Below are 26,157 nucleotides of genomic sequence, written 5' to 3' on the forward strand. Positions count from 1 at the left end.
ACCCTGGACGAGTGCCAAAGACGAAAAAGGCGAAGAGCGACAAGACGGCCAAATTGCCCCAGGGTTCTTCGCAGGCGAAAGCACCGAAGAAGTCGAGGAAGGCCCTGGAAAGCGACGAGAAGGGCCTCGACTTCGCACGCGCGTGGGTGGAGTTCCCCGATCCGGCGGACGACGAGCAGGTCTTCCGCTGCGATCTGACATGGCTGACCTCTCGCTGGAACTGCGTCTTCGGCAGCGGCTGTCAGGGCATCCAGGCCGGCCGGGCGGACGACGGATGCTGCACCTTGGGTGCCCACTTCTCCGACGAGGACGACGAGAAGCGGGTGGCCGGGCATGTGGCCAGGCTCACTCCGGACATCTGGCAGCACCACGACGAGGGGGTGGCGCACGGCTGGGTCTCGGAGGACGAGGACGGCGACCGGCAGACGCGCCCCTTCCAGGGTTCGTGCATCTTCCAGAACCGGCCCGGTTTCGCGGGCGGCGCGGGCTGTTCGCTGCACATCCTCGCCCTGAGGGAGGGCCGCGAGCCGCTGGAGACCAAGCCGGACGTCTGCTGGCAGCTGCCGGTGCGGCGCACGTACGAGTGGATCGACCGGCCCGACGACACGCGGGTGCTCCAGGTGTCGATCGGTGAGTACGACCGGCGCGGCTGGGGTCCGGGCGGCCACGACCTGCACTGGTGGTGCACGTCGGCGACCTCGGCGCACGGCGCGGGCGATCCGGTGTACGTCTCCTACCGGCCGGAGCTGGTCGAGCTGATGGGCAAGGCGGGCTACGACCGGCTGGTCGAGCTGTGCGAGGAGCGGCTGGCCTCGCAGCTGCCGTTGCTGGCACCGCATCCGGCGGACCCCCTCGTCGGCTAGGAGCGCGACGCCGTCCTAACGACGCGAAGTGGCAGGCGACACCGCCCTACGACGTGGACGGGGACTAAAGACAGGCCTGGCCAGGCCTTGCCTGGCCTTGCCTGGCCTTGCCTGGACTGGGACGACGCCGTCTACGACGTGGACGGGCTCGGATCGCCGCCCTCGGAGGGCGGTGGCGTCGAGCCAGCCGGATCGGTCGGGGCCGGGTCCGTGGGCGTGGGCTCCGGGTCGGGGGAGGAGGGCTGGTCGGTGGGCGTGGGATCGGAGGAGGGCGGGGTCGTCGGGTCCGGGCCGGGGTCGGACGGGGGCGGGGCGGTGGGGGTGCCGTGGCCGGGTCCGTGGTGGCCGTGACCGGGGTCCGGCGGTCCGGGGTCGGAGGGGCTGGGGGCGGTGCCGTAGCCCTCGATGGAGACGACGGCGCCGGCCGGTGAGATCGCCACCCGCGCGCTCCAGTGCCCGGACGGCTCGCGCAGATGGTCGACGTACACCTTGATCGTCAACGATTCGCCCGGTTCGAGCGTTCCCGAGGACTGGCTGAGGTAGAGCCAGGCGGCTCCCGTGGTCGCGGACCAGCGCACGGGCGCCGAGCCGGTCGCGGTGAGGGTGATCAGCGTGGTGTCGCCGCTGTTGCCGGCCGCCACCTCCAGGCGCCCGGCGCCCTTCTTGCCGGCGCCGGCGACGCTGATGACCTCCACGGAGACGTCAGGTTGGTTGCCCTTGGCGAAGCGGCCGCCGGGCCTGGTGCTCGCGTTGCCGGTGTTCTCGTAGCCGCCGGTGGCCGCCTCACCGTCCAGCGAGTCGGGGCCGTGTGCCTCGCCGGCGCTGGCGGAGTGGCCGTCGGGACCCTCGCCGGTCGGTGTGCCCCGGTAGGCGGCCCACAGGGCGAGCACGGGGGCCGCGACGACGGTGGCGACGACGGTCGTGGTGACGGCACGCGCGCGGAGGCGGTCCCGGCGGGCGGCGCGGTCCTTGGGGTCCATCGGGAAGCCGCGCCGGTCGAAGCGGGGCGCGGCGCCCCGCGCGCGCGGGAGATGCGCCATCGCCCTGTGCAGGGCCGCGCGGGGCGCCGGGAGGACGGACAGTTCGGCGGGGGCGACGGCGGCGCCGGGCCAGTGGCCGGGCACCGCGCGCTCGGCGGTACGGCGACAGCGCGGACAGTCGTCGACATGCCGGACGAGTTCGCGGCGCAGGGCGGTGCTGAGCACGAGCTGGTGGTCGCCGGTGAGGCGGGCGACGCTCGGGCAGTCGCCGGTCTCGACGACGGCGAGGGCCGCGCGGGTGCGCTCGACCTCGCAGGCGGCGGAGGCGAGCAGTTCGCGGGCCGCGGCGGGCTCCATGCCGAGGACGGCGGCGACCTCGTGGGCGGCGAGGTGGTGGCGTACGGCGAGTTCCAGCGCCTCGCGCTGTTCGGGGGTGGTGCCGGCGGCCTCCGGCCAGGCGAGCAGGGCCAGTTCGCGCCGACGCTCCTCCTGGATCTCCTCGGAGACCGGCGGGTCGGCGGACGGCGCGCTCTGGCGCCGGTCGGTCCCGGTGCGGCCGGCCGCGTGCGTGGCCTGACGTTTCTGCTTGGCCTCGGCCAGCTTGCGCAGACACGCCCAGCGGGCCAGCGCGTACAGCCAGGCCCTGCGGTCGCCGGCGGCCTCCGGGCCACGGCGCTTCTCGGCGAGCGCGAGGACGTCCCCGAGGGCCGCGGTCGCCGTGTCGTGGTCGCACAGCACGGACAGGCAGTAGGTGAACAGGCCGTCCAGGTACGGTTCGTAGCGCGCGGGAGGACGCTGTGCCAGCGTGCGCGCCGCCGCGCGGTCGCGCGCCTCCCGGTGCGCCCGATGTGCGCCGGTGGTGCGGGTCGAGATCTCCGAACTGCTGCTCATCACCTGTGGACCGTAGGGGGCGCGCGTTCGCCCCTTCTTGCACCTTGAGCTCTTTTAATCCGTACGGGTGAAACGATCCCTCAATCGGGGAGAGGAACGATTCGTTCCATGGCTTGTTCGAGACGTGCGTGGCCGATTCGCATGGGGTGACAGGGTGGTGCGGGGCGGGTCGCGGACGGCGCTTCCGGCCGGCGCGGTCGGTGGTGTCAGTGGTGCCGGTTACGGTTCGTGCATGGCTGCCCGTACGAAGTCCGCCAAGGAGCGTCCGTCCTACCGCTGCACCGAGTGCGGCTGGCAGACGGCGAAGTGGCTCGGCCGCTGCCCCGAGTGCCAGGCCTGGGGCACGATCGAGGAGTACGGCGCGCCCGCCGTGCGGACGACGGCACCGGGCCGCGTCACCACCTCCGCCGTGCCCATCGGCGAGGTCGACGGCCGGCAGGCGACCGCCCGCTCCACCGGCGTGCCCGAGCTGGACCGGGTGCTCGGCGGCGGTCTGGTCCCCGGCGCGGTGGCCCTCCTCGCGGGCGAGCCCGGCGTCGGCAAGTCCACCCTGCTCCTCGATGTGGCGGCCAAGTCGGCGAGCGACGAGCACCGCACGCTCTATGTCACCGGCGAGGAGTCGGCGAGCCAGGTCCGGCTGCGCGCCGACCGGATCGGCGCGATCGACGACCACCTGTATCTCGCCGCCGAGACCGATCTGGCCGCCGTGCTGGGCCACTTGGACGCGGTGAAGCCGTCCCTGCTGATCCTCGACTCCGTGCAGACGGTGGCCTCCGCGGAGATCGACGGCGCGCCCGGCGGCATGGCCCAGGTCCGCGAGGTGGCGGGCGCCCTGATCCGCGCCTCCAAGGAGCGCGCGATGTCCACGCTCCTGGTGGGCCATGTCACCAAGGACGGCGCCATCGCGGGCCCGCGCCTGCTGGAGCACCTCGTGGACGTCGTCCTGTCCTTCGAGGGCGACCGGCACGCGCGCCTCAGGCTCGTCCGGGGCATCAAGAACCGCTACGGCGCCACGGACGAGGTGGGCTGCTTCGAACTGCACGACGAGGGCATCGTCGGCCTCGCCGACCCCAGCGGCCTGTTCCTGACCCGGCGCGCCGAACCGGTGCCCGGCACCTGCCTCACCGTCACCCTGGAGGGCCGCCGCCCCCTGGTCGCCGAGGTCCAGGCGCTCACGGTGGACTCGCAGATCCCCTCTCCCCGGCGCACCACCTCGGGCCTGGAGACCTCCCGGGTCTCCATGATGCTCGCCGTCCTGGAACAGCGCGGCCGGATCAGCGCCCTGGGCAAAAGGGACATCTACTCCGCGACGGTCGGCGGTGTGAAGCTCTCCGAACCGGCCGCGGACCTCGCCATCGCCCTCGCGCTGGCGAGCGCGGCGAGCGACACCCCGCTGCCGAAGAACCTGGTCGCGATCGGCGAGGTCGGCCTCGCGGGCGAGGTCAGACGGGTCACGGGCGTGCAGCGCCGGCTCTCCGAAGCACACCGGCTGGGCTTCACGCACGCCCTCGTGCCCGGCGATCCGGGCAAGGTCCCGCCCGGTATGAAGGTCCTGGAAGTCGCCGACATAGGAGACGCTCTCAGGGTCCTTCCGCGCTCCCGTCGCAGAGAGGCCCCACGGGACGGCGAGGACCGCCGGTAGACTTTGCCCTGGTCTCGCCCGTCCGTACGAACCGCTTGTGCGAAACGGGAGTGTTCCAGAACCTGCGACCGGAGGAGTGCAGTGGCAGCCAACGACCGGGCGGCAGCTCCCGGAAAGTCCGGTGGGAGTTCCGGTGCCGATGGCCTGATGCGCGCCTCACTGAGCGCTGTGGCACCCGGCACGGCCCTGCGCGACGGCCTCGAACGGGTCCTGCGCGGCAACACCGGCGGTCTCATCGTCCTCGGCTCCGACAAGACCGTCGAATCGATGTGTACGGGCGGTTTCGTCCTGGACGTCGAGTTCACGGCGACGCGGCTTCGGGAGCTGTGCAAGCTGGACGGCGGCATCGTGCTGTCCGCCGACCTGTCCAAGATCCTGCGGGCGGGCGTCCAGCTCCTGCCGGACCCGACGATCCCCACCGAGGAGACGGGCACGCGGCACCGCACCGCGGACCGGGTGAGCAAGCAGGTCGGCTTCCCGGTGGTCTCGGTCTCCCAGTCGATGCGGCTGATCGCCCTGTACGTCGACGGCCAGCGTCGCGTCCTGGAGGACTCCGCCGCGATCCTGTCCCGCGCCAACCAGGCGCTGGCGACCCTGGAGCGCTACAAACTCCGCCTCGACGAGGTCGCGGGCACCCTGTCCGCGCTGGAGATCGAGGACCTGGTGACCGTCCGGGACGTCTCCGCCGTGGCCCAGCGCCTGGAGATGGTCCGCCGTATCGCCACGGAGATCGCCGAGTACGTGGTCGAGCTGGGCACGGACGGACGGCTCCTGGCACTCCAGCTGGACGAGTTGATCGCCGGCGTGGAGCCCGAGCGCGAGCTGGTCGTGCGGGACTACGTCCCCGAGCCCACCGCCAAGCGCTCCCGCACGGTGGAGGAGGCGCTGTACGAGCTCAACGCGCTCACCCATGCCGAACTCCTGGAGATGCCCACGGTCGCCAGAGCCATGGGTTACACCGGATCACCGGAGGCGCTCGACTCGGCGGTGTCCCCCCGGGGCTTCCGACTGCTGGCGAAGGTGCCGAGGCTGCCGGGCGCGATCATCGACCGGCTGGTGGAGCACTTCGGGGGCCTGCAGAAGCTGCTGGCGGCGAGCGTGGACGACTTGCAGACGGTGGACGGCGTCGGCGAGGCGCGAGCGCGGAGCGTGCGGGAGGGCCTCTCGCGGTTGGCGGAATCGTCGATCCTGGAGCGTTACGTCTAGGCCTGCCGCCCCGGAGCGTCACCTCTGAGCCTGCCGCACTGGAGCGTCACGTCTGAGCCTGCCGCCCCGGAGCAGCCCGGTCGGGGCGTCCCGCCCAGGAGCGATGTGTCCGGCCTCCCACCCCGGAGCGCTGCGCCCCGGTCTGCCGCTCCATCGGAGGGCTCCGTCCCGGTCTGCCGCTCCGCCGTGTAGCCAGTCGGCCGTGGAGCTAGTCGGCCTCCAGGACGAACGACGTCTGCACCGTCCCGAAGCCCGGTGTCTTCGCCTCCACGAGATACGTGCCCGCCCCGGCCGACCCCGCCGGAGGCGTCGCGCACTGAGGAGCGCTCGGCTTGCGGTCCCACTTCACGGTGTACGTGATGCTGCTGTCGGCCGGTACCCGGAACACCAGGGCGCCGGAGCCCTTGGGGCAGTCCGCGGAGGACCAGTAGTCGTCCTCGCCGCCCGCCTGAGTGATCGTCAACACCGCGTTCTTCGGCCCGAGATCGACCTTGCAGTCGCCGCCGGAGGAGTTCGTCGCGGTGAGCAGCAGGGCGGGCGTGTCGCCGGGGCCGTACGCGTTGTGGAGGCTGCGCACGGTCAACTTCACGGCGCCGGCGGTGCACTTGGGGAGCGTGGAACCCGCGGGAACGGTGTCACCGGTGCCAACACCGCCGCCCGAGCCGCCACCGGCCGCCCCGGCGCCCGAGCCGCCCGAACCACCGGAGCCGGCCGAACCGGACCCGGATCCGCCGCCCGCACCGGAGCCGTCGCCCGACCCGGCGCCGGACCCCGGCCCACTGGATTCCCCGCCGCTCGACTCGTCCCGTCCGCCCGGCGCCTGGCTGATCGCGGGGCCGGAGCCGGACGGCCCCGGCGTGATCGTCGTGGCTGAGGGATTCTTGTCGTTGGACCCGTCGGCGCCGTTGTCGCCGCCTCCGCCGCCCGAGGTGACGATCCAGGCGATCAGCAGCGCCAACAGGGCGCTCACAGACAGCAGTACGACCCTCCGTCGCCAGTAGATGGAGGAGGGAAGCGGCCCGACCGGATTGCGCAGAGATCCCACGGCGCAAACTGTACGAGAGATCGACGCCTTCGCTGGCCCCACCCGCCGCCGGGGCTCACAACTTTTCCGGATCATCATTCCGGAGCCGGCCGCTCCCACCCCTGTCTTTCGTCAGGTGCACCACCCGACGATCGCAAGCTGTGACGAGACGGTCAGGTCAATTACTTTCTGTGACTATGAACTTCGAGGACGCCGAGCTCTACCGCGACATCACCGCCACCGCGCAGGACACCCCCACGTGGCTACAGCACACCGCCGAGACCGGGACGGAGGCAGGCATCCTGCTCTTCGTCGCGCTGTTCGCGGCAGCCTGGTGGCAGGCCCGGCACCACACCGCCCGCGCGTTCGCGACAGCAGCCCTTGCACCTGTGGCCACGGCCGTGGCGTACGTCTGCAGTGAGGTGCTCAAGTCCGGCTTCACCGAGGAACGTCCATGCCGGGCGGTCATCGACGCGGCACCGTCCCTCGTCGCCTGCCCGCCGCACGGCGACTGGTCCTTCCCCAGCAACCACGCCACCATCGCGGGCGGCGCGGCCGTCGCCCTGGCCCTGGTCCGGCGCGCGCTCCTGTGGCTGACGGCCCCGCTGGCCCTCCTCTTGGCCTTCTCCCGGGTCTTCGTCGGCGTGCACTACCCGCACGACGTGGCGGCGGGACTCGTCCTCGGAGCGGTCTGCGCGGTCGTCGTCATCCGCCTGGGCACCGGCCCGGCGACACGGCTGGCCGAGGCGATACGCGCCTCCTCGGCGCCCGCCGCACGATGGTTCACCGGCCCGGGACCGGCCCGCGTCCCGTCCTCGCCCCGCACGTCCCGGCACCCCGCCCGGCACCGGTGAACCTCATGACTCCAAGCCTCGCCTCACCACTGCGCAGCACCCCAGGGCTCCACGCCGACGCCTCACGATCCCACCAGCCCCGCCTCGTACGCCACGATCGCCGCCTGCACCCGGTTGCGTACCTCCAGCCGGTCGAGGACCGCGCTCACGTACGCCTTCACCGTGCCCTCGACGAGGTGCAGCCGGGCGGCGATCTCCGGGTTGGACAGGCCCGCGCCGACGAGGCCCAGCACCTCCCGCTCGCGCGGGCTGAGTTCCTGCACGCGGGCGCGTGCGGCGGCCTCGCGCCCCAGTCGGCCGGCGCCGCCACCGAGGCCCTCGATGACATACCGGGCGACCTTCGGCGACAGGAAGGCACCGCCGCCCGCCACCGCGCGTACGCCCGCGATCAGTTCGTACGGGTCACCGGACTTGAGCAGGAAGCCGGTGGCGCCGCCGCCGAGTGCGCGGGCCACATAGGCCTGTTCGGAGAAGGTCGTGAGCATCGCGACGGCCGTGCCGGGCACCGCCCGCACGATCTCCTCCGCCGCGGCGAGCCCGTCCAGGCGGGGCATGCGGATGTCGAGCAGGGCGACGTCCGGGCGGTGAGCGCGGGCCAGTTCCACCGCTTCGCGGCCGTCGCCCGCCTCGGCGACCACCTCCGTCTCGCCGCTGCTCCCCAGGATGGCCCGCACGCCCGCACGGACCATCGCCTCGTCGTCGGCCAGCAGTACACGGATCACCGTACGAACTCCTCCTGCTGCTCGTCCCCGGACCGTCCGGCCCCGGGGATCACGTCCTTGGCGGTGAGCCGGTCCTCGCCGTCGAAGCACAGTCGGAAGTGGTCGACGGAGACGAGGAGTTCACCGCTCGCCCGGTAGTAACGGCATGCGGTGTCCCGGGGTGGCGCCGGCGCCCGTTCCACGGGTGGGTCACGGACCGTGCGGTCCGGCAGCAGGGGCGTGATCTCGTCGGCCGAGTCGCCCAGGCGGAGCTTCGCGTACGCGGTGGGTTCGAGGACCGAGTGCGTCTCCGTGTACGCGTACCAGCCGAAGGACCCGCCGGCCAGGGCGACACCCGCACAGGCCGCGGCCCCGGCGGCGACGGCGACACGGCGGCGGGCACGGGTGAAGGGCGCCGAGTGGGCAGCCGGGACAACCAGGTGGGCCGGGTGAGCGTGAGCCGAGTCAGCCGCGTGAGCCGAAGGAGGCGAGGCCGCTGAAGGAACCAAGGGAGCGGAACGGGCTGTGATCAGGGGTGCCGGCTGGTCGGGGACGTACGCACGGACCCGGAACCCGCCTCCGTGCGGGCCGGCCTCGAAGGCGCCGCCTCCCGCGGTGACGGTGGCGCGCAGACCGGCCAGGCCGGAGCCGCCGGAGGACGGGCACGTCGCCTGCGCGGAGGGCCCGTTGGTGACGGTGACCGTCGCGCCGCCCGCCTCCTCCGTCGCCGTGACGGTCACGGGAGCACCGGGAGCGTGCCGGGCAGCGTTGGTCAGGGCCTCCCGGACCACCCGGTGCAGGACGTGTTCGGCGACCCCGCCGCGCTGTACGGCGGTGGCGGAGCCCGCCGGTTCCCAGCGCACCGGCAGGCCCGACGCGGCGGCACGGGCGACGAGTTGTGCGACGCTCTCGCCCGCCGGGGTCAGCGGCGCCGGGTCGTCGTCCTCGCGCAGGACGCCGATGATGCGGTGCAGCCGGTCCGTGGCGTCGGCGGCGGCCGCGCGCAGGTCGGCCACGGCGGCCCGGTGCCGGTCCGGAAGGTCGGGGGCGACCTGGAGGGCGCCCGCGCGCAGGGCGATCAGGCTCAGCTCGTGGCCCAGGGAGTCGTGCATGTCCTGGGCGATCCTGGACCGTTCACGCAGCCGCGCCCGCTCCTCCGCGGTGCGCTGCTCGTCCTCCAGCCTGGCGGCCCGCGTCCAGCCGGCCGCGGCCAGCTCGCGGCTCTGGCGCCAGTGGCGCCCGCCGAGCCAGGGGAAGACGCAGCCGAACAGCAGCGTGCTCGTCAGGACCACCCCTTCCGGTGCCGGGTCGACCCCGACGAGTGCGATCTTGGCGGTGCCGGCGCAGCCGAGGGCGACGAAGAGCAGCGCGGTGGGCAGTACCCGGTCCGCCCGCAGCCCGAGGAGCAGGGCGAGGACGCCGAGCGCGAGCCCGTAGGAGACGGAGAACAGGGCGGGCGCGGTGAGCAGCCCCAGGACGGCCGTCAGCCCGAAGCCCATGAGCGGGTACCGCCGGTTCGCCGCGACCGCCACGGCGAGCACGCCCACCCCGGCCGCCCACTGCCAGGCGGGGCGCGGCTCGTTCAGCCCCATGGCGTCCGCCGTGAGCGCGGGCAGCGCGAGGACGACCCACAGCAGCCAGACGCTCCACATCCGAGGACGTTCCATCCGGCCGACGCTACAAGCGGCCACGGGGGTGGCACTGCTGTCGATCGTCAGGTGTGCCGCACTCGGCGAACACCCTCCGGGTACGGCCGCGGCGGCGGCCGCCCGGCCACTGGACGATGTCGCGGAACGGGGCAGGGCGTCCAGGCCGCAACGGCCGGACCACCACGGGAGTCCGCCGCGGGACGGATGCGGTACCGGGAGAACGGCCCGGCAAGGACTCCGGGAGGACGAGCCGCCGGGCCGCGCGCCCGCCGGAACACACGGGCGAGCCCTTCCGCATGGCAGGATCGGAAGGCCATGACTGTGTCCACGAAGTCCCCGCACCCTGTGAACGGCGTTGCCGGCGACGCCCTCGGCGAGCCGCTCCACGCCCCTGTCATCGACTGGTTCGACGAACACGCCCGCGACCTGCCGTGGCGGCGGCGCGAAGCCGGCCCGTGGGGGGTGATGGTCAGTGAGTTCATGTTGCAGCAGACACCCGTGAACCGCGTCCTGCCCGTCTACGAGCAGTGGCTGGCCCGCTGGCCGCGCCCGGCCGACCTGGCCGGGGACGCGCCCGGCGAGGCCGTCCGCGCCTGGGGCCGGCTGGGCTACCCGCGCCGCGCCCTGCGCCTGCACGGAGCGGCGGTCGCCATAACGGAACGCCACGGCGGTGACGTACCGACCGACCACGCCCAGCTGCTGGCGCTGCCCGGCATCGGCGAGTACACGGCCGCGGCCGTCGCCTCCTTCGCGTACGGACAGCGGCACGCGGTGCTGGACACCAACGTCCGCCGGGTCTTCGCCCGGGCCGTGACCGGGGTGCGGTACCCGCCGAACGCCACCACCGCCGCCGAACGCAAGCTGGCCCGCGCACTGCTGCCCGCGGACGAGGGGACCGCGGCCCGCTGGGCCGCCGCGTCCATGGAGCTCGGCGCGCTGGTGTGCACGGCCAAGAACGAGACGTGCCACCGCTGTCCGATCGCCGCGCAGTGCGCCTGGCGGCTCGCGGGCAAGCCGGAGCACGACGGCCCGCCGCGCCGGGGGCAGACGTACGCCGGTACGGACCGCCAGGTCCGGGGCAAGCTGCTCGCCGTGCTGCGCGAGGCCCACGGGCCCGTCCCGCAGGCGGCTCTGGACCGGGTGTGGCACGAGCCGGTGCAGCGCGCCCGCGCGCTGGACGGTCTGGTCGCCGACGGTCTGGTGGAGCCCCTCCCGAGTGGTCTGTATCGACTGCCGTTGACAAGAACCTGACGCCACATCCCCCCATACCGCCATGTACCGGTACGGCGCTTCAGCCTGCCCCTCCTTCCGTTACACAACCGACGGACAGCCGAGTGCTAGCCGCGCGCTGCTTCGGACAGCCCCGTGACAACACCTCCGTAGCTTCATTGGCGTACCCGGCGGACCGGGGACCACGGAGGCGGACCGACGGCCGAACAAGCCGGCGGAAACGGGGAGCAGGAGGCGGTCGACATGGCGCAGGGCGAGGTGCTCGAGTTCGAGGAGTACGTCCGCACCCGGCAGGACGCGCTGCTGCGCAGCGCGCGTCGGCTGGTCCCGGACCCGATCGACGCCCAGGACCTGCTCCAGACGGCCCTCGTGCGGACGTACGGCCGCTGGGACGGCATCGCGGACAAGCGGCTCGCGGACGCCTATCTGCGCCGGGTGATGATCAACACCCGGACCGAGTGGTGGCGGGCCCGGAAGCTGGAGGAGGTGCCGACCGAGCAGCTGCCGGACGCCTCGGTCGACGACTCCACCGAGCAGCACGCGGACCGCGCCCTGCTGATGGACGTCATGAAGGTTCTCGCTCCCAAGCAGCGCAGCGTCGTCGTGCTGCGACACTGGGAGCAGATGTCCACGGAGGAGACGGCCGCCGCCCTCGGCATGTCGGCCGGAACGGTCAAGAGCACGCTGCACCGGGCGCTCGCCCGGCTCCGCGAGGAGCTGAAGAGCAGGGACGACGACGAGCTCGGCGCACGCGCGCTGGAGCGTGAGGAGCGGGAGCGTTGCGCGGCCTAGGCACAGCGGCCGGCGGCATCGGGCACGCGGACGAGGGTCCGGTCAGCGGGGACCCGGCCGGCGAGGACCCGGCCGGCGGGGACCCGCGCCCGTCAGGGCGCACGCCCGCCCGGGGAGTCTTCCAGGCGGCGATCACGGCGGTGGCCGTGCTCGCCGCCCTCGCCCTTTTCGTGTCCGCGTGCGGGACCGGCGGCACCGGCGCCCGCGACGAGGGACCGGCGCACGCCGACTCGGTGGCGGGTGCCTCGCCCTCCTCCCTGCCCGCCCGGGTGGCCGCGCGCGTGGACGCGGTCCGGCTCGTGAAAACCGATCCGCGGGTCTCCGCCGAGGTCAAGCGCGAGCTGAAGCCGTGCGTGGCCGACGCGTACCCGGTCGACGTGTCCTACGGGGATCTGACCGGAGCCTCGGCGGACGATGTCGTCGTCAACGTGCTGACCTGCGGGGACGCGGTCGGGATCGGCTCTTATGTGTATCGCGAGCAGGGCGGTTCGTACCGGAATGTCTTCCGGGCCGAGGAGCCGCCGGTCTACGCGGAGATCGACCGGGGCGACCTGGTGGTGACCAAACAGGTGTATGAGAAGGGGGACCCGGTCTCGGCGCCGTCCGGCGAGACCGTGGTCACGTACCGCTGGAGCGGGGCCCGCTTCACCCAGGTGTACAGCGTGCAGAACGACTACGGCAGGACGGCCGGGGACGGACCGACACCGGTGCCCGACAGCTGACCCGGTGAGCAGGTCCATGACCGGTGAACCGATCGGGCCTGCGATCCGATCACCCGGTAACGGCACGACACGAGGACTGAGAGCAGAGAGCAGCGGGATGGCAGACCAGACCCACGTTCTGTTCGTCGAGGACGACGACGTCATCCGCGAGGCCACCCAGCTCGCCCTGGAGCGGGACGGTTTCGCGGTCACCGCCATGCCCGACGGGCTGTCGGGGCTGGAGGCGTTCCGCGCCGACCGCCCCGACATCGCCCTGCTGGACGTCATGGTCCCCGGCCTGGACGGGGTGAGCCTGTGCCGTCGGATCCGGGACGAGTCGACCGTGCCGGTGATCATGCTGTCGGCACGCGCCGACAGCATCGACGTCGTGCTGGGCCTGGAGGCGGGCGCCGACGACTACGTGACCAAGCCGTTCGACGGCGCGGTCCTGGTCGCACGGATCCGCGCGGTGCTGCGCCGCTTCGGACACGCGAGCGGCGGTGACCGTACGGACGACTCCGGGGCCCCGGCGGCCGGCGGCGGCCTGCTGGCCTTCGGCGACCTGGAGGTCGACACCGACGGTATGGAGGTACGCCGGGCCGGACAGCCGGTGGCGTTGACGCCGACCGAGATGCGGCTGCTGCTGGAGTTCTCCTCCGCGCCGGGCACCGTGCTCTCCCGCGACAAGCTCCTGGAGCGGGTGTGGGACTACGGATGGGGCGGGGACACGCGCGTGGTCGACGTCCATGTGCAGCGGCTGCGGACGAAGATCGGCCAGGACCGGATCGAGACGGTCCGCGGCTTCGGCTACAAGCTGAAGCCCTGAGCGGGGACAGCAGGGGTATGCGGGGGAATCTTCGGCGCCCGGGAGCGGCCGTCATCGACAGACTGGCCCTGCGTACGGGCCTGCGGTGGAAGCTGAGCGCGGCCATCGCGCTGGTCGGCGCGCTGGTGGCGATCGCGCTCAGCCTCGTCGTGCACAACGCGGCCCAGGTCTCGATGCTGGACAACGCGCGCGATCTCGCCGACGAGCGCGTCCAGATCGCCCAGCGCAACTACGAGCTGTCCGACCGGCCGAACTTCCCCCACATCAAGATCGACGACCCGGAGCTGCCCGGGGAACTGCGGGCGAAGGTCCGGGAGGGGCGCCGGGCGACCTTCGTGTCCGAGCGGCCGGGCGGCACGCCGGACATCTGGGCGGCCGTACCGGTCAAGGGCGGGCACGTGCTGTCCCTGCACACCGGGTTCACCGACCGCAGCACGGACATCCTCAACGACCTCGACCAGGCCCTGGTGATCGGCTCCATCGCGGTCGTCCTGGGCGGCAGCGCGCTCGGTGTGCTCATCGGCGGGCAGCTCTCGCGCCGGCTGCGCAAGGCGGCGGCCGCGGCGAACCAGGTCGCGGGCGGCGCGTCGGACGTGCGGGTGCGGGACGCCATCGGTGGTGTCGTACGGGACGAGACCGACGACCTCGCGCGGGCGGTGGACGCCATGGCGGACGCGTTGCAGCAGCGGCTGGAGGCGGAGCGCCGGGTCACCGCCGACATCGCGCACGAGCTGCGCACCCCGGTGACCGGCCTGCTGACCGCCGCCGAACTGCTGCCCCCGGGCCGCCCGACGGAGCTGGTCCTGGACCGGGCGAAGGCCATGCGCACGCTCGTCGAGGACGTCCTGGAGGTCGCCCGCCTCGACGGTGCCTCCGAACGGGCCGAGCTGCAGGACATCCTGCTGGGCGAGTTCGTCCGTCGGCGGGTGACGGCGAAGGACCCCGGGATCGAGGTGCGGGTGGTGCACGAGTCGGAGGTCACCACCGATCCGCGCCGCCTGGAGCGGGTGCTGTTCAACCTGCTCGCCAACGCGGCCCGGCACGGCAAGCCACCGATCCAGGTCAGCGTCGAGGGCCGGGTGATCCGGGTCCGCGACCACGGCCCCGGCTTCCCCGGGCACCTGCTCGCCGAGGGACCGAGCCGCTTCCGCACGGGCAGCACCGACCGCTCCGGCCACGGCCACGGACTGGGCCTGACCATCGCGGCGGGGCAGGCCCGGGTCCTGGGCGCCCGGCTGACGTTCCGCAACGTACGGCCGGCCGGCACGCCGGAGGGCGTACCGGCGGAGGGCGCGGTGGCCGTCCTGTGGCTGCCGGAGCACGCACCGACGAACACGGGGAGCTATCCGATGCTGCCGTGACACCCGTGCGGCACAGCGCGTGCGGCCGGCTCGCGGGCGACTCGCGGCCCGCCTCGGCCGTCTCGCGGCCGCACCCGCCGTGGGCGGCCGCCGCGTCCGGGTCGAGCCGCGGATCGGCCCAGTCCCGGTCCCTGGCGTCCCTGGCGTCCCTGGCGTCCCTGGCGTCCCTGGCATCCGTGGCCAGCCGCACCCGCCGCACTTCCGGCATCTCCGGCACCTTTGTCCATACGGCGATGGTGGCACGCTCCACTGACACCGGCGGGGCAGCGCGAAGGCCCCCGGGCGGACACGGCCGCCCGGGGACCTTCGACTCACGTCCGGGTCAGACGGCCCCGGCCACCGGCGGCTACGCCGCGGCCCCTTCGCCCGAATCCTCGTCGGCCTTCTGCGGCCCCGCGCCCTTGAGCGGAACCTCCTTCACGAACACCGCCGCCACCAGCGCGACCACCGACACCGCGGCCCCCAGCAGGAACGCCGAGTGGGTGCCGGACGACACCGCGTGCTGGTACGCCTCCCGCGCCGCCTCCGGCAGCTTCGCCAGGCTCGCCGCGTCCAGCTGGGCGGACCGCTCGGTGACCTCGGAGCCCAGGGCGCCGGCCCGCTCGGTCATGACGTCCTGCACCCGGTGGTTGAACAGCGCGCCCATGATCGCGACGCCGAAGGAGGAGCCGAGGGTACGGAAGAGGGTCGTGGAGGAGGACGCCACGCCCATGTCCTTCATCTCCACGCTGTTCTGTGCGACCAGCATGGTGATCTGCATCAGGCAGCCCATCCCGAGACCGACGACGGCCATGTACACGCCCGACGTGAACCGGCTGGTGTCGGTGTCCATCAGCGACAGCAGGTACAGCCCGACGACCATCAGCGCACCGCCGGCGACCGGGAAGACCTTGTACTTGCCGGAGTTCGTGGTCACCCGTCCCGCGACCATCGACGTGACGAGCATCGCGCCGAGCATCGGCAGGAGCAGCAGACCGGAGTTGGTCGCGGAGGCTCCCTGCACCGACTGCTGGTACAGCGGCAGGAAGAGGGTCGCGCCGAACATCACGAAGCCGGTGATGAAGCCGATGACCGACATCAGCGTGAAGTTGCGGCTGCGGAAGATGTGCAGCGGTACGACCGGCTCGGGGGCCTTGGTCTGCACGAACACGAACCCGATGAGGGCGGCGACGCCGATCCCGATGAGCTCCATGATCCGCGCGGACGTCCAGGCGTACTCGGTCCCGCCCCAGGTCGTGACGAGCACGATGGCGGTGATGCCCACGGTCAGCAGCCCGGCGCCGAGATAGTCGATCCGCGCCTGCGCCCGTTTCTTCGGCAGTTGCAGGACGACGCTGATCGCGGCGAGCGCCACCACGCCGAGCGGCAGGTTGATGTAGAAGGACCAGCGCCAGCCCCAGTGGTCCGTGATGGTGCCGCCGACCAGCGGACCGCCGATCATCGCGAGTGCCATGACGCCGGCCATCATGCCCTGGTACTTGCCGCGCTCGCGGGGCGGTATGAGATCGCCGATGATCGCCATGACACCGACCATCAGACCGCCGGCGCCCAGCCCCTGCACCGCGCGGAAGCCGATCAGCTGCCCCATGTCCTGGGCCATGCCGCTGAGCGCGGAGCCGATCAGGAAGAGCACGATCGAGCTCATGAAGACGCCCTTGCGCCCGTACATGTCGCCGAGCTTGCCCCACAGCGGGGTGGAGGCGGCGGTCGCGAGGGTGTACGAGGTCACGACCCACGACAGGTGTTCGAGCCCGCCCAGTTCGCCCACGATCGTCGGCATCGCCGTGCCTATGATCATGTTGTCGAGCATCGCGAGCATCATCGTGATCATCAGCGCGAGCAGTACGACGCGTACGCTCCTGGGCTGTTTCTCTGTCTCCGGCTCGGCCGTCCGCACGTCCGCCATCGTTCCCACTCCCCTGGTCCCGCCCCCGGCCGGCTACTTACTTGCCGACCGGCTAGTTGGCTACACTCAGGGAAGGTAGAGGCGTAACTAGCCGGTCGTCAAGTAAGTTTTTCCCGAAGCGCGAGAAGCACGAGGATGGGCGGCACCATGGACGGCACCAAGCATCAGCGCCGCGGCAACACCCGCCAGCGCATCCAGGACGTCGCCCTCGGACTCTTCGCCGAGCAGGGGTACGAGAAGACCTCCCTGCGCGAGATCGCCGAGCGTCTCGACGTCACCAAGGCGGCTCTGTACTACCACTTCAAGACCAAGGAAGAGATCCTCGTCAGCATCTTCGACGACCTGACGCAGCCGATCCTCGACCTGATCGACTGGGGCAGGCAGCAGCCGCACACCCTGGAGACGAAGCAGGAGATCGTACGGCGCTACAGCGACATCCTGGCCGGCGCGACGCCGCTGTTCCGCTTCATGCAGGAGAACCAGGCGGCGGTACGCGAGCTGCGGGTCGGCGAGACCTTCAAGGAGCGCATGCAGGGTCTGCGCGAGATCATCGTCGACCCGGAGGCGGACCTGGCCGACCAGGTCCGCTGCGTCAGCGCGATCTTCACCCTGCACGCCGGGATGTTCTTCCTCCAGGACCTGGACGCCACCCCCGAGGACAAGCGGAAGGCGGTCCTGGAGGTCGCGACCGACCTGGTGACCCGGGCCCACAACGGCGCCTGAGCGACCGCTAGACGCTCACGCCCTTGGAGCGCAGGAAGGCGACCGGGTCGATGGCCGTCCCGTAGTTGGCGGTCGTACGGATCTCGAAGTGCAGGTGCGGGCCGCTGGAGTTGCCCGTGTTGCCCGACCGCGCGATGTGCTGACCGGTCTTGACGACCTGGCCGACCTTCACGTCGATCCGGGACAGGTGGGCGTACTGGGAGTACGTCCCGCTGCCGTGCTTGATGACCACGGCGTTGCCGTACGCGGGACCGTCACCGGCGCCGTTGCCACCGGCCTTGACGACGGTGCCGCCGTGCGCGGCGACGACGTCGGTACCGCTCGACACGGCGAAGTCCTGCCCGCTGTGGGTGGACTGCCACATGCCGCCGGCCTGGGCGAAGCTCGCGGAGAGCTTGTACTTCTTCACCGGGTCGACCCAGGAAGCGGCCTTCTTGGCGGCGGCGGTCTGCGCCTGCACGGTGGTGGCGGTGGTCGCCGCCGCGGGAGTGGCGGCGGCCGCGACTCCGGCCCCCAGTACGGCCGACGCTCCCAGGCCCACGGCCAGCACGGCGGCACGGGCGCGAAGGGGGGACGTACGGGCAGAGCGGAGCGAGACACGCGGGAACATTCGGAACCTCATGGGGACGGGGACAGAAGAACCATCCGGCGCACAGACACCCGCCGGACGGACCATCCCTTGGTAACCGGCGATCCGGCATACCCCCAAACCGCCCATCTACGACCTGAGCTAGTACCTCACCCCAAAGGTCAACGCTTCTTGACAGAGCGGTCATCGAGGCCAAATCCCCCAGTACGGGCGAGTTCTTCGCCCATTTCGGGAGTTAAACCCTTTTTGCGCGCCGAATCCTTTCCACTATTCCCGCTAGTAACGGACAAATCGCCTGTGCGGCTTGTCACCGCAGGGCGAGACCGAGGCACTCCGCAATGTGACCGGCGCTACTCCGCCGAGACGCCTGAGGCCCTCCGGAATCGCGCGCACAGCCGCCCGGAACGGGTCCGGCCCATTGCCCGTCTCCCCTACCCGACAGCCCAATGTGACGCACGTCTCTGGCCACTTACCGTCCAGTAACCCTACGGTTCCCCTCGCGCCACCCTCGCCAACGAGCATGCACCCGACAACTGCAGAACGTCCGGACGTGAGAGGAACCCCCCACCATGACCACGAGACGCCCCTGGGCGCACCGCGCAGCCGTCACCGCCGTCTCCGCCGCCGCCCTCGTGGCACTGGCCGTCCCCGCCGAGGCCGCGACGACGACCACGAGCACCTCCACGACCGCCACGGCAGCGGCAGCCGCCGCGGACGTCGACTACACGACCTGGCAGCGGGACTGCCAGGCCGTGATGGACCAGGCGCTGCCCTACCTGAAGCAGCGCATAGCCGCCGGCAAGCCGGGCGAGAAGCAGGCGATCGTCCTCGACATCGACAACACCACGCTGGAGACCGACTTCGGCTTCAGCTACCCGCAGCCGGCCAACAAGCCCGTCCTGGACGTCGCCGAGTACGCCCAGGAACACGGCGTCTCCCTGTTCTTCGTGACGGCCCGCCCCGGCATCATCGCCTCGGTCACCGACTACAACCTCGAACACGTCGGCTACGAGGTCTCCGGGCTCTACGTCCGCAGCTTCAGCGACCTCTTCAAGGACGTCGCCGCGTACAAGACCGCCCAGCGCGTCGACGTGGAGTCCAAGGGCTACACGATCATCGCCAACATCGGCAACAGCGCCACCGACCTGTCGGGCGGCCACGCCGAGAAGACCTACAAGCTGCCGGACTACGACGGGCAGTTGTCGTAACGCGACGGCGCGCGCGGTGCCGTAGCCGCGTTCGGGCATGACGAAGGGGCCGGTGCTCGAAAGCACCGGCCCCTTCTGGCGTCGCCCTGAGGCTTACGCCTCCTTGCTCAGGTTCGGTCCGGCTCCGCCGGCCGCCTGCTCGATCGGCGGGACGTCCGGCAGCGCCGACTTCTCCTCGCCGCGGAACGTGAAGGTCTTGGTCTCGCCTTCGCCCTCCGTGTCGACGACCACGATGTGACCGGGGCGCAGCTCGCCGAAGAGGATCTTCTCCGACAGGGTGTCCTCGATCTCGCGCTGGATGGTGCGGCGCAGCGGCCGCGCGCCCAGCACGGGGTCGTAGCCCTTCGTGGACAGCAGCTCCTTGGCGGACTGGGAGAGCTCGATGCCCATGTCCCGGTCCTTCAGACGCTCGTCCACCTTGCCGACCATCAGGTCGACGATCCGCAGGATGTCGGCCTGCGTCAGCTGCGGGAAGACGACCACGTCGTCGACGCGGTTGAGGAACTCGGGACGGAAGTGCTGCTTGAGCTCGTCCGAGACCTTGTTCTTCATGCGCTCGTAGTTGGTCTTCTTGTCACCCGAGGCCGCGAAGCCCAGGTTGAAGCCCTTGGAGATGTCCCGGGTGCCGAGGTTGGTCGTCATGATGATGACCGTGTTCTTGAAGTCCACGACCCGGCCCTGGGAGTCGGTCAGGCGACCGTCCTCCAGGATCTGCAGCAGCGAGTTGAAGATGTCCGGGTGGGCCTTCTCGACCTCGTCGAAGAGGACGACGGAGAACGGCTTGCGGCGGACCTTCTCGGTCAGCTGGCCGCCCTCTTCGTAGCCCACGTATCCGGGGGGCGAACCGAACAGACGCGACACCGTGTGCTTCTCGCTGAACTCCGACATGTCGAGGGAGATCAGCGCGTCCTCGTCACCGAAGAGGAACTCGGCGAGCGCCTTGGACAGCTCGGTCTTACCGACACCGGACGGGCCGGCGAAGATGAACGAACCACCGGGACGCTTCGGGTCCTTCAGACCGGCACGCGTACGACGGATCGCCTTCGACAGCGCCTTGACGGCGTCGACCTGGCCGATGACCCGCTTGTGGAGTTCGTCCTCCATGCGCAGCAGACGCGAGGACTCCTCCTCGGTCAGCTTGAAGACCGGGATGCCGGTGGCGGTCGCGAGGACCTCGGCGATCAGCTCGCCGTCGACCTCGGCGACGACGTCCATGTCGCCGGCCTTCCACTCCTTCTCCCGCTTGGCCTTGGCGGCGAGGAGCTGCTTCTCCTTGTCGCGCAGGGAGGCGGCCTTCTCGAAGTCCTGCGAGTCGATCGCGGACTCCTTGTCGCGGCGGACACCGGCGATCTTCTCGTCGAACTCGCGCAGGTCCGGCGGCGCGGTCATCCGGCGGATGCGCATCCGGGAGCCGGCCTCGTCGATCAGGTCGATCGCCTTGTCCGGCAGGAAGCGGTCCGAGATGTACCGGTCGGCCAGGGTGGCGGCCTGGACCAGTGCCTCGTCGGTGATGGAGACGCGGTGGTGGGCCTCGTACCGGTCGCGCAGACCCTTGAGGATCTCGATCGTGTGCGGCAGGGACGGCTCCGCGACCTGGATGGGCTGGAAGCGGCGCTCGAGGGCCGCGTCCTTCTCCAGGTGCTTGCGGTACTCGTCCAGCGTGGTCGCACCGATGGTCTGCAGCTCACCGCGGGCCAGCATCGGCTTCAGGATCGAAGCGGCGTCGATGGCGCCCTCGGCGGCGCCCGCACCGACCAGCGTGTGCAGCTCGTCGATGAACAGGATGATGTCACCGCGGGTGCGGATCTCCTTGAGGACCTTCTTCAGGCGCTCCTCGAAGTCACCGCGGTAGCGGGAGCCGGCGACCAGCGCGCCGAGGTCCAGGGTGTAGAGGTGCTTGTCCTTGAGGGTCTCGGGCACCTCGCCCTTGACGATGGCCTGGGCGAGGCCCTCGACGACGGCGGTCTTGCCGACACCGGGCTCACCGATCAGGACCGGGTTGTTCTTCGTACGGCGGGACAGCACCTGCATGACCCGCTCGATCTCCTTCTCGCGCCCGATGACCGGGTCGAGCTTGGACTCACGAGCGGCCTGGGTGAGGTTCCGGCCGAACTGGTCGAGGACCAGGGACGTCGACGGCGTGCCCTCGGCGGGACCGCCACTGGCGCCGGCCGTCTCCTTGCCCTGGTAACCGGAGAGCAGCTGGATCACCTGCTGCCGCACGCGGTTGAGATCTGCGCCCAGCTTGACCAGGACCTGGGCGGCGACGCCCTCGCCCTCACGGATCAGGCCGAGCAGGATGTGCTCCGTGCCGATGTAGTTGTGGCCCAGCTGAAGGGCCTCGCGGAGCGACAGCTCCAGGACCTTCTTGGCACGGGGGGTGAAGGGGATGTGCCCGGACGGGGCCTGCTGGCCCTGGCCGATGATCTCCTCCACCTGCTGGCGGACCGCCTCGAGCGAAATCCCGAGGCTCTCAAGGGCCTTGGCGGCGACACCCTCACCCTCGTGGATCAGGCCCAGGAGGATGTGCTCGGTGCCGATGTAGTTGTGGTTGAGCATCCGGGCTTCTTCCTGAGCCAGGACGACAACCCGCCGCGCGCGGTCGGTGAACCTCTCGAACATCGTTAATCGCTCCTCAGAGCGGTCAGGCAGTGGGGGGAACTTCCCCTCCCTGTCCTTCCGCAGCTTAGTCCCGCAAGCGGGGACCGCTCATTCCAACTGCCGACACCGTCCTTGGCCTCCTGACCCCGAACGCCGACATCTGCTCCAACCTGATGGTGCGAGACGATGTTCCCGCAGGCCAAGCACTTACCCCCTTCCCCAGTACGCCGATGGCGAACGTGAGACGGCCTGTCCTGCGTGTCGCCCCCTCCCACTAGGGATGTCTTACCCGCTGCGACGGACAGTCCATGCCGCGCGAGCCGGTTCGCTCCGCTATGGGCGAACAACCTTGTGCCTCCCCGCACCCCCGCACGCTCCCTCTTTCGAAACCGTGCGCACCCGCGATGCCACCCAGCGTAACTTGCGGGTCTCTTCGCCGGTTGCACTTGTCATGGTTGGCACCCTCCCCCCGGTCACCACGGATCTCCCCACGGTCCCGCTCCCCCGTCGGCCACTCGATCCGAGCGACGAGATCCGCCGGTGGTACGAGAACGAACTGGGGTGGCCGACCGTGCCCGCGTCCGCCCGGCGATCCGGCACCCCGCCGACCCGTGGAGCCGGGGGAACCGGGAGAACCGGGGGAACCGGGGGAGCTCCGGTGCCGGCGGACAATCGCCGCGCTCCGGTACGGCTCTTCGTCGGTCTGCGCTTCGACGTCCTGGATGTGCCGGCCGAGGCGGGACGGGCGGCCCTGCGTCACCTGGTCGCGGGCTCCCCGGTGGCCCTGCAGGACGGCCGGATGCGTTTCCTGGTGGCCGCGGGCAGCGCGGAGGAGCTTCCCGGGCTACTGGACTGGCTGGAGTGGGGTGCTGTGCCGCTCGACCTCACGATGACCGGCGAGGGGGGCGTCATGGACGCGCCGGCACCCCCTGCCCGGGGGCCTCGTCGCGAACCGGAGCCGACAGCGGCGGCGGCACGTCCGCCCCATGAGGCGGGTCCGCCCGCAGCCGGTCCGGACCTCTCCGGGCCGGAACCCGCCGCGGCGACACTGCTCGCCTCTGCCCCGGCACCGGCCGGTCCGGCCGGTGCACGGCCGATCCCCGTGGGCCGCTGCGGGGACATGCAGGGGGCCGCCGTGTGGGTGCGGCCCCCCGAGCCTGGGTGCGAGGTCGAGGCCTCGCTGCCGACGATGTCGGCCATGGGGGGCGGTGGGGGCGCCCCCGATCTCGTACGTCTGCTGAGCACCGTGGCGACACAGTGCCACCGCCTGCGGCTGCGCCGGGCGTTCGCCCGGCCGTCGACCGTCCCCCGGACCCGGCACTGAGCCAGGTCCCGCGTCGGCCGGAGCCACGCCGAACCGGATCCCTCGATCAGCCGTTGGCCTTCTCGTAAGCCTCGCGAATGGACGCCGGAACACGGCCGCGGTCATTGACCTCGTAGCCGTTCTCCTTCGCCCAGGCGCGGATCTGCGCGGTGTCCTGGCTGCCACCGGAAGCGGCACGCGCCTTTCCACGCCCACCCGAAGCACGGCCACCAGTACGCCGGCCGCCCTTCACGTAAGGCTCGAGAAGCCCGCGCAGCTTGTCCGCATTGGCGGTCGTGAGATCGATCTCGTACGTCTTGCCGTCCAACGCGAACGTGACGGTCTCGTCCGCCTCGCCGCCGTCGAGGTCGTCGACAAGAAGGACCTGAACCTTCTGTGCCACCGGATTTCCTTTCATCCATAACGTGAGGGCCGGGAGTCTGCGGCGTCCGCCGTTTCGCCGTCCCCTGTTATATGCAGTACTGCAGTACGTCGGAAAGCAAACCGCTTTTGCCGGAAAAACACAAACCCCTGGGAGAGACTGACCGACCCCGCACAGTCCGGAAACGTGCGCGTTTCGGACATAGGGAACCCGGGCAGGGGCCGGACGGACGGAATAGGTCTTCCGGGTCGTGCCTTGTCGCCCCTTGCCGCGGCTTGTCGATCACAGATGCAGAAGCATCCGGCTGTTGCCCAAGGTGTTCGGTTTCACTCGTTCGAGACCGAGGAACTCCGCCACGCCTTCGTCATAGGAACGCAACAGCTCCGCGTAGACATCGGTGTCGACGGGCGTCTCGCCGATCTCGACGAACCCGTGCTTGCCGAAGAAGTCCACTTCGAAGGTCAGGCAGAAAACCCGCCGAACACCGAGCCAGCGCGCGGTGTGCAGCAACTTCTCCAGCAACTGATGACCGACACCGGCACCCTTCAGGCCGGGCTTCACCGCGAGAGTACGGACTTCCGCGAGGTCTTCCCACATCACGTGCAGGGCGCCGCAGCCGACCACCTCGGCGTTGTCGTCCCGTTCGGCGACCCAGAACTCCTGGATGTCCTCGTAAAGAGTCACCATCGCTTTGTCGAGCAGGATGCGGTCACGGACGTACACGTCAAGGAGACGCCGCACGGCCGGGACATCGCCGGTGCGGGCCCGCCGGACGGTGATGGCTTTTGCGGTGACTTCGGGACTCTCCGCGGTGGGACTCTCCGCTGAGCTCTCTGCTGACATGAGCGGACGCTATCGCCCGTCGCCCTCCGGCGCCGAGCCGGGGTTCGTGCCGGCGGTATCGGGGGCGGGGGGCGCTTCGGACGATTCCGGCCCCTGGACGATGCGAACGGCATCCCGCAGGGCATGCCGCTGTTCGTCGCTCATCATCCCGAAGAACGCGACGAGAGCGGCGGCGGGGTTGTCACTCTGGGACCAGGCGTCGTTCATCAGGGCGGCGGCGTACGCGGCCCGGGTCGAGACCGCCTCATATCGATAGGCCCGGCCTTCCGCCTCCCGGCGCACCCAGCCCTTCTGATGAAGATTGTCCAGAACGGTCATCACCGTGGTGTACGCGATGGACCGTTCCTGTTGCAGATCTTCCAGGACTTCCCGAACGGTCACCGGGCGGTTCCACTTCCACACCCGCGTCATGACCGCGTCTTCGAGTTCTCCCAATGGGCGAGGCACAACTCAGCACAATAGTGGGAGATCCCGTCATCCGCGTGACGGACGTGCGCTTTCGCCGACAAGCAAGCACAAAAAGGGCGCACGACTCGCGAAACGAGTCGTGCGCCTCCTGGTGTCCGCAGCGACGGGACAGGGGCGAGCGCCGAGGCCACCCCAGGACCCGTCCGCTCAGGCGTCGGTGTTCGCGGAGTTCTGCCGGAGGCCCTCCGTGCGCGCGAGGGCAGCGTCGACGGCCGCGTCCTCCTTGGCCTTGTTGGCCCCGCCCTGGGTCTTCACGATGACCCTGATCAGACCGATGAAGAACACGGCCATCACGACCGGGGGCACGAGCGCGGAGACGTAGTCCATGCGTCCAGAGTAGCCACGGATCCGGGAACACCCGGGGCGGGGTGGGACGAAGCGGGGCGCGGCGGCCCCCGGTCATGCGGGAGACCGCTGCCAGGGAGGTCTCAGCCCGCGGCGAGCTGCTGGGGCGGACTCGCGGGCGGCGGGGTGGCCGGCTTGCGGCGGGGGAAGACCTCGCCCGGAGTGGGGATGGGGCGGTTCGGCCTGGGATCGGCCGGACCGGACGGCTCGGGGGCCGGCCGTTCCGGCCGCTCGGCCGGTTTGGGTCCGGGTTTGCGGGCGGGCTCCCTGGCCGGATCGTTCGCGGCGTCCAGGACCGGGCGCCGCTGCCCGGGGTCCGGGGCGCGGTCGCGCGCGAGGTCCGAGGCGGATGCCTTCGGCGGACCCTCCGCGTGCCGCTCGGCGCCGCACCGCCCCGCGGGGTCGTCGGTGGTCGCGGAACGGCCGCCGGAAAGGGCCGTGAGGCGCGTACGGGAGGCGGGGACGGTCGAGAGGGCCTGGGCGGCCCGGCGGGCGGTGCCGCGGGCCAGGCGGGCGCGTACGTCGCTTTCGGCCAGCGTCTGGCAGCGGTCGAGGAGGGCGGCGGCGACGGGACTGCCCCGCAGGGCCCGGAGGCCGGCCAGGTCGTCGGCGTGGGGGCGGTATCCGGCACCCAGCGCCTCCTCCAGGAGCGTGAGGTAGCCGGCCGCGGTGCCGGGGAGGGCGGCGCGGTACCGGGCGAGGTCGGCCACCAGGAAGGCACGCAGCCGAGCACCCTCGCGCGTCGCCTCGTCGAGGGACGCGGCGAGGCGGAGGCAGTCCTGGACGTCCTCGGCCGAGGCGGGCGTGGGGTGGAGGGCGAGGGCGAGAGCGCGACGGAGCACACGCAGCTCCTCCGCACCGAACGCCATGCCGCCGCGGGATCCGTATGGCGTGGGCATGCGCCGACGATACGCGCTAATCAGACAAACTCGACATAAGACGCCCGGGTGTGGCGCCCGGAGCCACCCGCCCGGACGCGCGGCCCTGTCCGGCACCGGTCCGCACGGTCCGCGCCGGCCGGCCCGTCCGACGGTCCGGGATCGCGTGAGCGCGGTAGGGGGCGCGAGAA

24 protein-coding genes are annotated in these 26,157 nt (G+C 71.4%); 12 read left to right on the top strand and 12 right to left on the bottom strand.

Translation table 11 applies throughout. From position 1 onward, the window contains the following. Positions 1-11: 11 nt before the first annotated feature. Positions 12-863: a hypothetical protein gene (locus ACWD0J_RS03115; protein WP_451493983.1), complete on the top strand. Its 852-nt coding sequence runs from the start codon at positions 12-14 to the stop codon at positions 861-863. A 131-nt stretch (positions 864-994) separates the two neighbouring features. Here the strand turns inward: ACWD0J_RS03115 and ACWD0J_RS03120 are convergent, their stop codons facing one another. After that, positions 995-2,737, bottom strand: coding sequence for a BACON domain-containing protein (locus tag ACWD0J_RS03120; protein WP_451493984.1), 1,743 nt, complete (start codon positions 2,735-2,737; stop codon positions 995-997). A gap of 229 nt (positions 2,738-2,966) precedes the next feature. Between ACWD0J_RS03120 and radA the strand changes: the two genes are divergently transcribed. Both radA and disA read left to right on the top strand, forming a co-directional pair. Continuing rightward, positions 2,967-4,376, top strand: coding sequence for a DNA repair protein RadA (gene radA / locus ACWD0J_RS03125; RefSeq protein ID WP_451493985.1), 1,410 nt, complete (start codon positions 2,967-2,969; stop codon positions 4,374-4,376). An 81-nt stretch (positions 4,377-4,457) separates the two neighbouring features. Further along, on the top strand, positions 4,458-5,582 hold the full coding sequence (gene disA, locus ACWD0J_RS03130) for a DNA integrity scanning diadenylate cyclase DisA (protein ID WP_451493986.1): 1,125 nt from the start codon (positions 4,458-4,460) through the stop codon (positions 5,580-5,582). Between the two features lie 208 nt (positions 5,583-5,790). On the opposite strand, the gene ACWD0J_RS03135 is transcribed toward disA, so the two are convergent. Then, positions 5,791-6,627: a hypothetical protein gene (locus ACWD0J_RS03135; protein WP_451493987.1), complete on the bottom strand. Its 837-nt coding sequence runs from the start codon at positions 6,625-6,627 to the stop codon at positions 5,791-5,793. A gap of 176 nt (positions 6,628-6,803) precedes the next feature. Here ACWD0J_RS03135 and ACWD0J_RS03140 point away from each other — a divergent pair, with 176 nt between their 5' ends. After that, positions 6,804-7,460, top strand: coding sequence for a phosphatase PAP2 family protein (locus ACWD0J_RS03140; RefSeq protein ID WP_451493988.1), 657 nt, complete (start codon positions 6,804-6,806; stop codon positions 7,458-7,460). Between the two features lie 62 nt (positions 7,461-7,522). Here the strand turns inward: ACWD0J_RS03140 and ACWD0J_RS03145 are convergent, their stop codons facing one another. Then, a complete protein-coding gene (locus tag ACWD0J_RS03145; protein WP_451493989.1) occupies positions 7,523-8,182 on the bottom strand; it encodes a response regulator transcription factor in 660 nt (219 codons plus the stop codon). Then, on the bottom strand, positions 8,179-9,828 hold the full coding sequence (locus ACWD0J_RS03150; RefSeq protein ID WP_451493990.1) for a sensor histidine kinase: 1,650 nt from the start codon (positions 9,826-9,828) through the stop codon (positions 8,179-8,181). The genes ACWD0J_RS03145 and ACWD0J_RS03150 overlap by 4 nt, the downstream gene beginning before the upstream one ends. Before the next feature lie 297 nt (positions 9,829-10,125). On the opposite strand from ACWD0J_RS03150, the gene ACWD0J_RS03155 reads away from it, so the two are divergent. The 5 genes from ACWD0J_RS03155 to cseC all read left to right on the top strand — a co-directional run bounded on the left by ACWD0J_RS03155 (position 10,126) and on the right by cseC (position 14,720). After that, positions 10,126-11,061, top strand: a complete 936-nt coding sequence (locus ACWD0J_RS03155) for an A/G-specific adenine glycosylase (protein ID WP_451493991.1) — start codon at positions 10,126-10,128, stop codon at positions 11,059-11,061. 222 nt (positions 11,062-11,283) lie between these two features. After that, complete coding sequence (locus ACWD0J_RS03160) at positions 11,284-11,832, top strand: SigE family RNA polymerase sigma factor (RefSeq protein ID WP_451493992.1); 549 nt, start codon at positions 11,284-11,286, stop codon at positions 11,830-11,832. A 131-nt stretch (positions 11,833-11,963) separates the two neighbouring features. Beyond that, the gene (locus ACWD0J_RS03165; protein ID WP_451494091.1) at positions 11,964-12,554 is read left to right on the top strand and encodes a hypothetical protein; all 591 of its coding nucleotides are present in this window, start codon (positions 11,964-11,966) and stop codon (positions 12,552-12,554) included. Between the two features lie 97 nt (positions 12,555-12,651). Next, the gene (cseB, locus tag ACWD0J_RS03170) at positions 12,652-13,359 is read left to right on the top strand and encodes a two-component system response regulator CseB (protein ID WP_451493993.1); all 708 of its coding nucleotides are present in this window, start codon (positions 12,652-12,654) and stop codon (positions 13,357-13,359) included. Between the two features lie 17 nt (positions 13,360-13,376). After that, a complete protein-coding gene (cseC, locus tag ACWD0J_RS03175) occupies positions 13,377-14,720 on the top strand; it encodes a two-component system sensor histidine kinase CseC (protein WP_451493994.1) in 1,344 nt (447 codons plus the stop codon). Positions 14,721-15,066: 346 nt separating this feature from the next. Here cseC and ACWD0J_RS03180 read toward each other — a convergent pair whose 3' ends face one another. After that, a complete protein-coding gene (locus ACWD0J_RS03180) occupies positions 15,067-16,626 on the bottom strand; it encodes an MDR family MFS transporter (RefSeq protein WP_451493995.1) in 1,560 nt (519 codons plus the stop codon). A gap of 135 nt (positions 16,627-16,761) precedes the next feature. On the opposite strand from ACWD0J_RS03180, the gene ACWD0J_RS03185 reads away from it, so the two are divergent. Continuing rightward, positions 16,762-17,349 carry a TetR/AcrR family transcriptional regulator gene (locus ACWD0J_RS03185; protein WP_451493996.1) on the top strand — a complete coding sequence of 196 codons (588 nt, stop codon included), beginning with the start codon at positions 16,762-16,764 and terminating at the stop codon, positions 17,347-17,349. A 7-nt stretch (positions 17,350-17,356) separates the two neighbouring features. On the opposite strand, the gene ACWD0J_RS03190 is transcribed toward ACWD0J_RS03185, so the two are convergent. Further along, positions 17,357-17,959, bottom strand: a complete 603-nt coding sequence (locus ACWD0J_RS03190; protein WP_451493997.1) for a M23 family metallopeptidase — start codon at positions 17,957-17,959, stop codon at positions 17,357-17,359. Positions 17,960-18,507: 548 nt separating this feature from the next. On the opposite strand from ACWD0J_RS03190, the gene ACWD0J_RS03195 reads away from it, so the two are divergent. Continuing rightward, positions 18,508-19,146 carry an HAD family acid phosphatase gene (locus ACWD0J_RS03195; protein WP_451493998.1) on the top strand — a complete coding sequence of 213 codons (639 nt, stop codon included), beginning with the start codon at positions 18,508-18,510 and terminating at the stop codon, positions 19,144-19,146. 93 nt (positions 19,147-19,239) lie between these two features. Here the strand turns inward: ACWD0J_RS03195 and ACWD0J_RS03200 are convergent, their stop codons facing one another. Further along, complete coding sequence (locus tag ACWD0J_RS03200; RefSeq protein WP_451493999.1) at positions 19,240-21,768, bottom strand: ATP-dependent Clp protease ATP-binding subunit; 2,529 nt, start codon at positions 21,766-21,768, stop codon at positions 19,240-19,242. Between the two features lie 430 nt (positions 21,769-22,198). On the opposite strand from ACWD0J_RS03200, the gene ACWD0J_RS03205 reads away from it, so the two are divergent. Further along, on the top strand, positions 22,199-23,071 hold the full coding sequence (locus ACWD0J_RS03205; RefSeq protein ID WP_451494000.1) for an SCO3374 family protein: 873 nt from the start codon (positions 22,199-22,201) through the stop codon (positions 23,069-23,071). 46 nt (positions 23,072-23,117) lie between these two features. On the opposite strand, the gene ACWD0J_RS03210 is transcribed toward ACWD0J_RS03205, so the two are convergent. From ACWD0J_RS03210 to ACWD0J_RS03230, 5 genes are all read right to left on the bottom strand, one after another. Continuing rightward, positions 23,118-23,453, bottom strand: coding sequence for a histone-like nucleoid-structuring protein Lsr2 (locus ACWD0J_RS03210; RefSeq protein ID WP_030573823.1), 336 nt, complete (start codon positions 23,451-23,453; stop codon positions 23,118-23,120). 261 nt (positions 23,454-23,714) lie between these two features. Next, positions 23,715-24,275, bottom strand: a complete 561-nt coding sequence (locus ACWD0J_RS03215) for an amino-acid N-acetyltransferase (RefSeq protein WP_451494001.1) — start codon at positions 24,273-24,275, stop codon at positions 23,715-23,717. Positions 24,276-24,284: 9 nt separating this feature from the next. Further along, entirely contained in the window at positions 24,285-24,722 is a 438-nt protein-coding gene (locus ACWD0J_RS03220; protein ID WP_451494002.1) for a BlaI/MecI/CopY family transcriptional regulator, read from the bottom strand. Between the two features lie 168 nt (positions 24,723-24,890). Then, complete coding sequence (locus ACWD0J_RS03225; RefSeq protein WP_451494003.1) at positions 24,891-25,070, bottom strand: hypothetical protein; 180 nt, start codon at positions 25,068-25,070, stop codon at positions 24,891-24,893. A gap of 101 nt (positions 25,071-25,171) precedes the next feature. Continuing rightward, positions 25,172-25,957 carry a hypothetical protein gene (locus ACWD0J_RS03230; protein ID WP_451494092.1) on the bottom strand — a complete coding sequence of 262 codons (786 nt, stop codon included), beginning with the start codon at positions 25,955-25,957 and terminating at the stop codon, positions 25,172-25,174. Positions 25,958-26,157: the final 200 nt, after the last annotated feature.

This window comes from Streptomyces sp. NPDC003011 (assembly GCF_053591515.1).

Bases quoted from the DNA above. Each gene is read 5' to 3' on its own strand.
- ACWD0J_RS03200 (WP_451493999.1), bottom strand. From the start codon at position 21,768: ATGTTCGAGAGGTTCACCGACCGCGCGCGGCGGGTTGTCGTCCTGGCT.
- ACWD0J_RS03140 (WP_451493988.1), top strand. From the start codon at position 6,804: ATGAACTTCGAGGACGCCGAGCTCTACCGCGACATCACCGCCACCGCG.
- ACWD0J_RS03195 (WP_451493998.1), top strand. From the start codon at position 18,508: ATGACCACGAGACGCCCCTGGGCGCACCGCGCAGCCGTCACCGCCGTC.
- ACWD0J_RS03150 (WP_451493990.1), bottom strand. From the start codon at position 9,828: ATGGAACGTCCTCGGATGTGGAGCGTCTGGCTGCTGTGGGTCGTCCTC.
- ACWD0J_RS03230 (WP_451494092.1), bottom strand. From the start codon at position 25,957: ATGGCGTTCGGTGCGGAGGAGCTGCGTGTGCTCCGTCGCGCTCTCGCC.
- ACWD0J_RS03180 (WP_451493995.1), bottom strand. From the start codon at position 16,626: ATGGCGGACGTGCGGACGGCCGAGCCGGAGACAGAGAAACAGCCCAGG.
- cseC (WP_451493994.1), top strand. From the start codon at position 13,377: ATGCGGGGGAATCTTCGGCGCCCGGGAGCGGCCGTCATCGACAGACTG.
- ACWD0J_RS03215 (WP_451494001.1), bottom strand. From the start codon at position 24,275: ATGTCAGCAGAGAGCTCAGCGGAGAGTCCCACCGCGGAGAGTCCCGAA.
- cseB (WP_451493993.1), top strand. From the start codon at position 12,652: ATGGCAGACCAGACCCACGTTCTGTTCGTCGAGGACGACGACGTCATC.
- radA (WP_451493985.1), top strand. From the start codon at position 2,967: ATGGCTGCCCGTACGAAGTCCGCCAAGGAGCGTCCGTCCTACCGCTGC.
- ACWD0J_RS03185 (WP_451493996.1), top strand. From the start codon at position 16,762: ATGGGCGGCACCATGGACGGCACCAAGCATCAGCGCCGCGGCAACACC.
- ACWD0J_RS03205 (WP_451494000.1), top strand. From the start codon at position 22,199: ATGGTTGGCACCCTCCCCCCGGTCACCACGGATCTCCCCACGGTCCCG.
- ACWD0J_RS03155 (WP_451493991.1), top strand. From the start codon at position 10,126: ATGACTGTGTCCACGAAGTCCCCGCACCCTGTGAACGGCGTTGCCGGC.
- ACWD0J_RS03225 (WP_451494003.1), bottom strand. From the start codon at position 25,070: ATGGACTACGTCTCCGCGCTCGTGCCCCCGGTCGTGATGGCCGTGTTC.
- ACWD0J_RS03160 (WP_451493992.1), top strand. From the start codon at position 11,284: ATGGCGCAGGGCGAGGTGCTCGAGTTCGAGGAGTACGTCCGCACCCGG.
- ACWD0J_RS03190 (WP_451493997.1), bottom strand. From the start codon at position 17,959: ATGTTCCCGCGTGTCTCGCTCCGCTCTGCCCGTACGTCCCCCCTTCGC.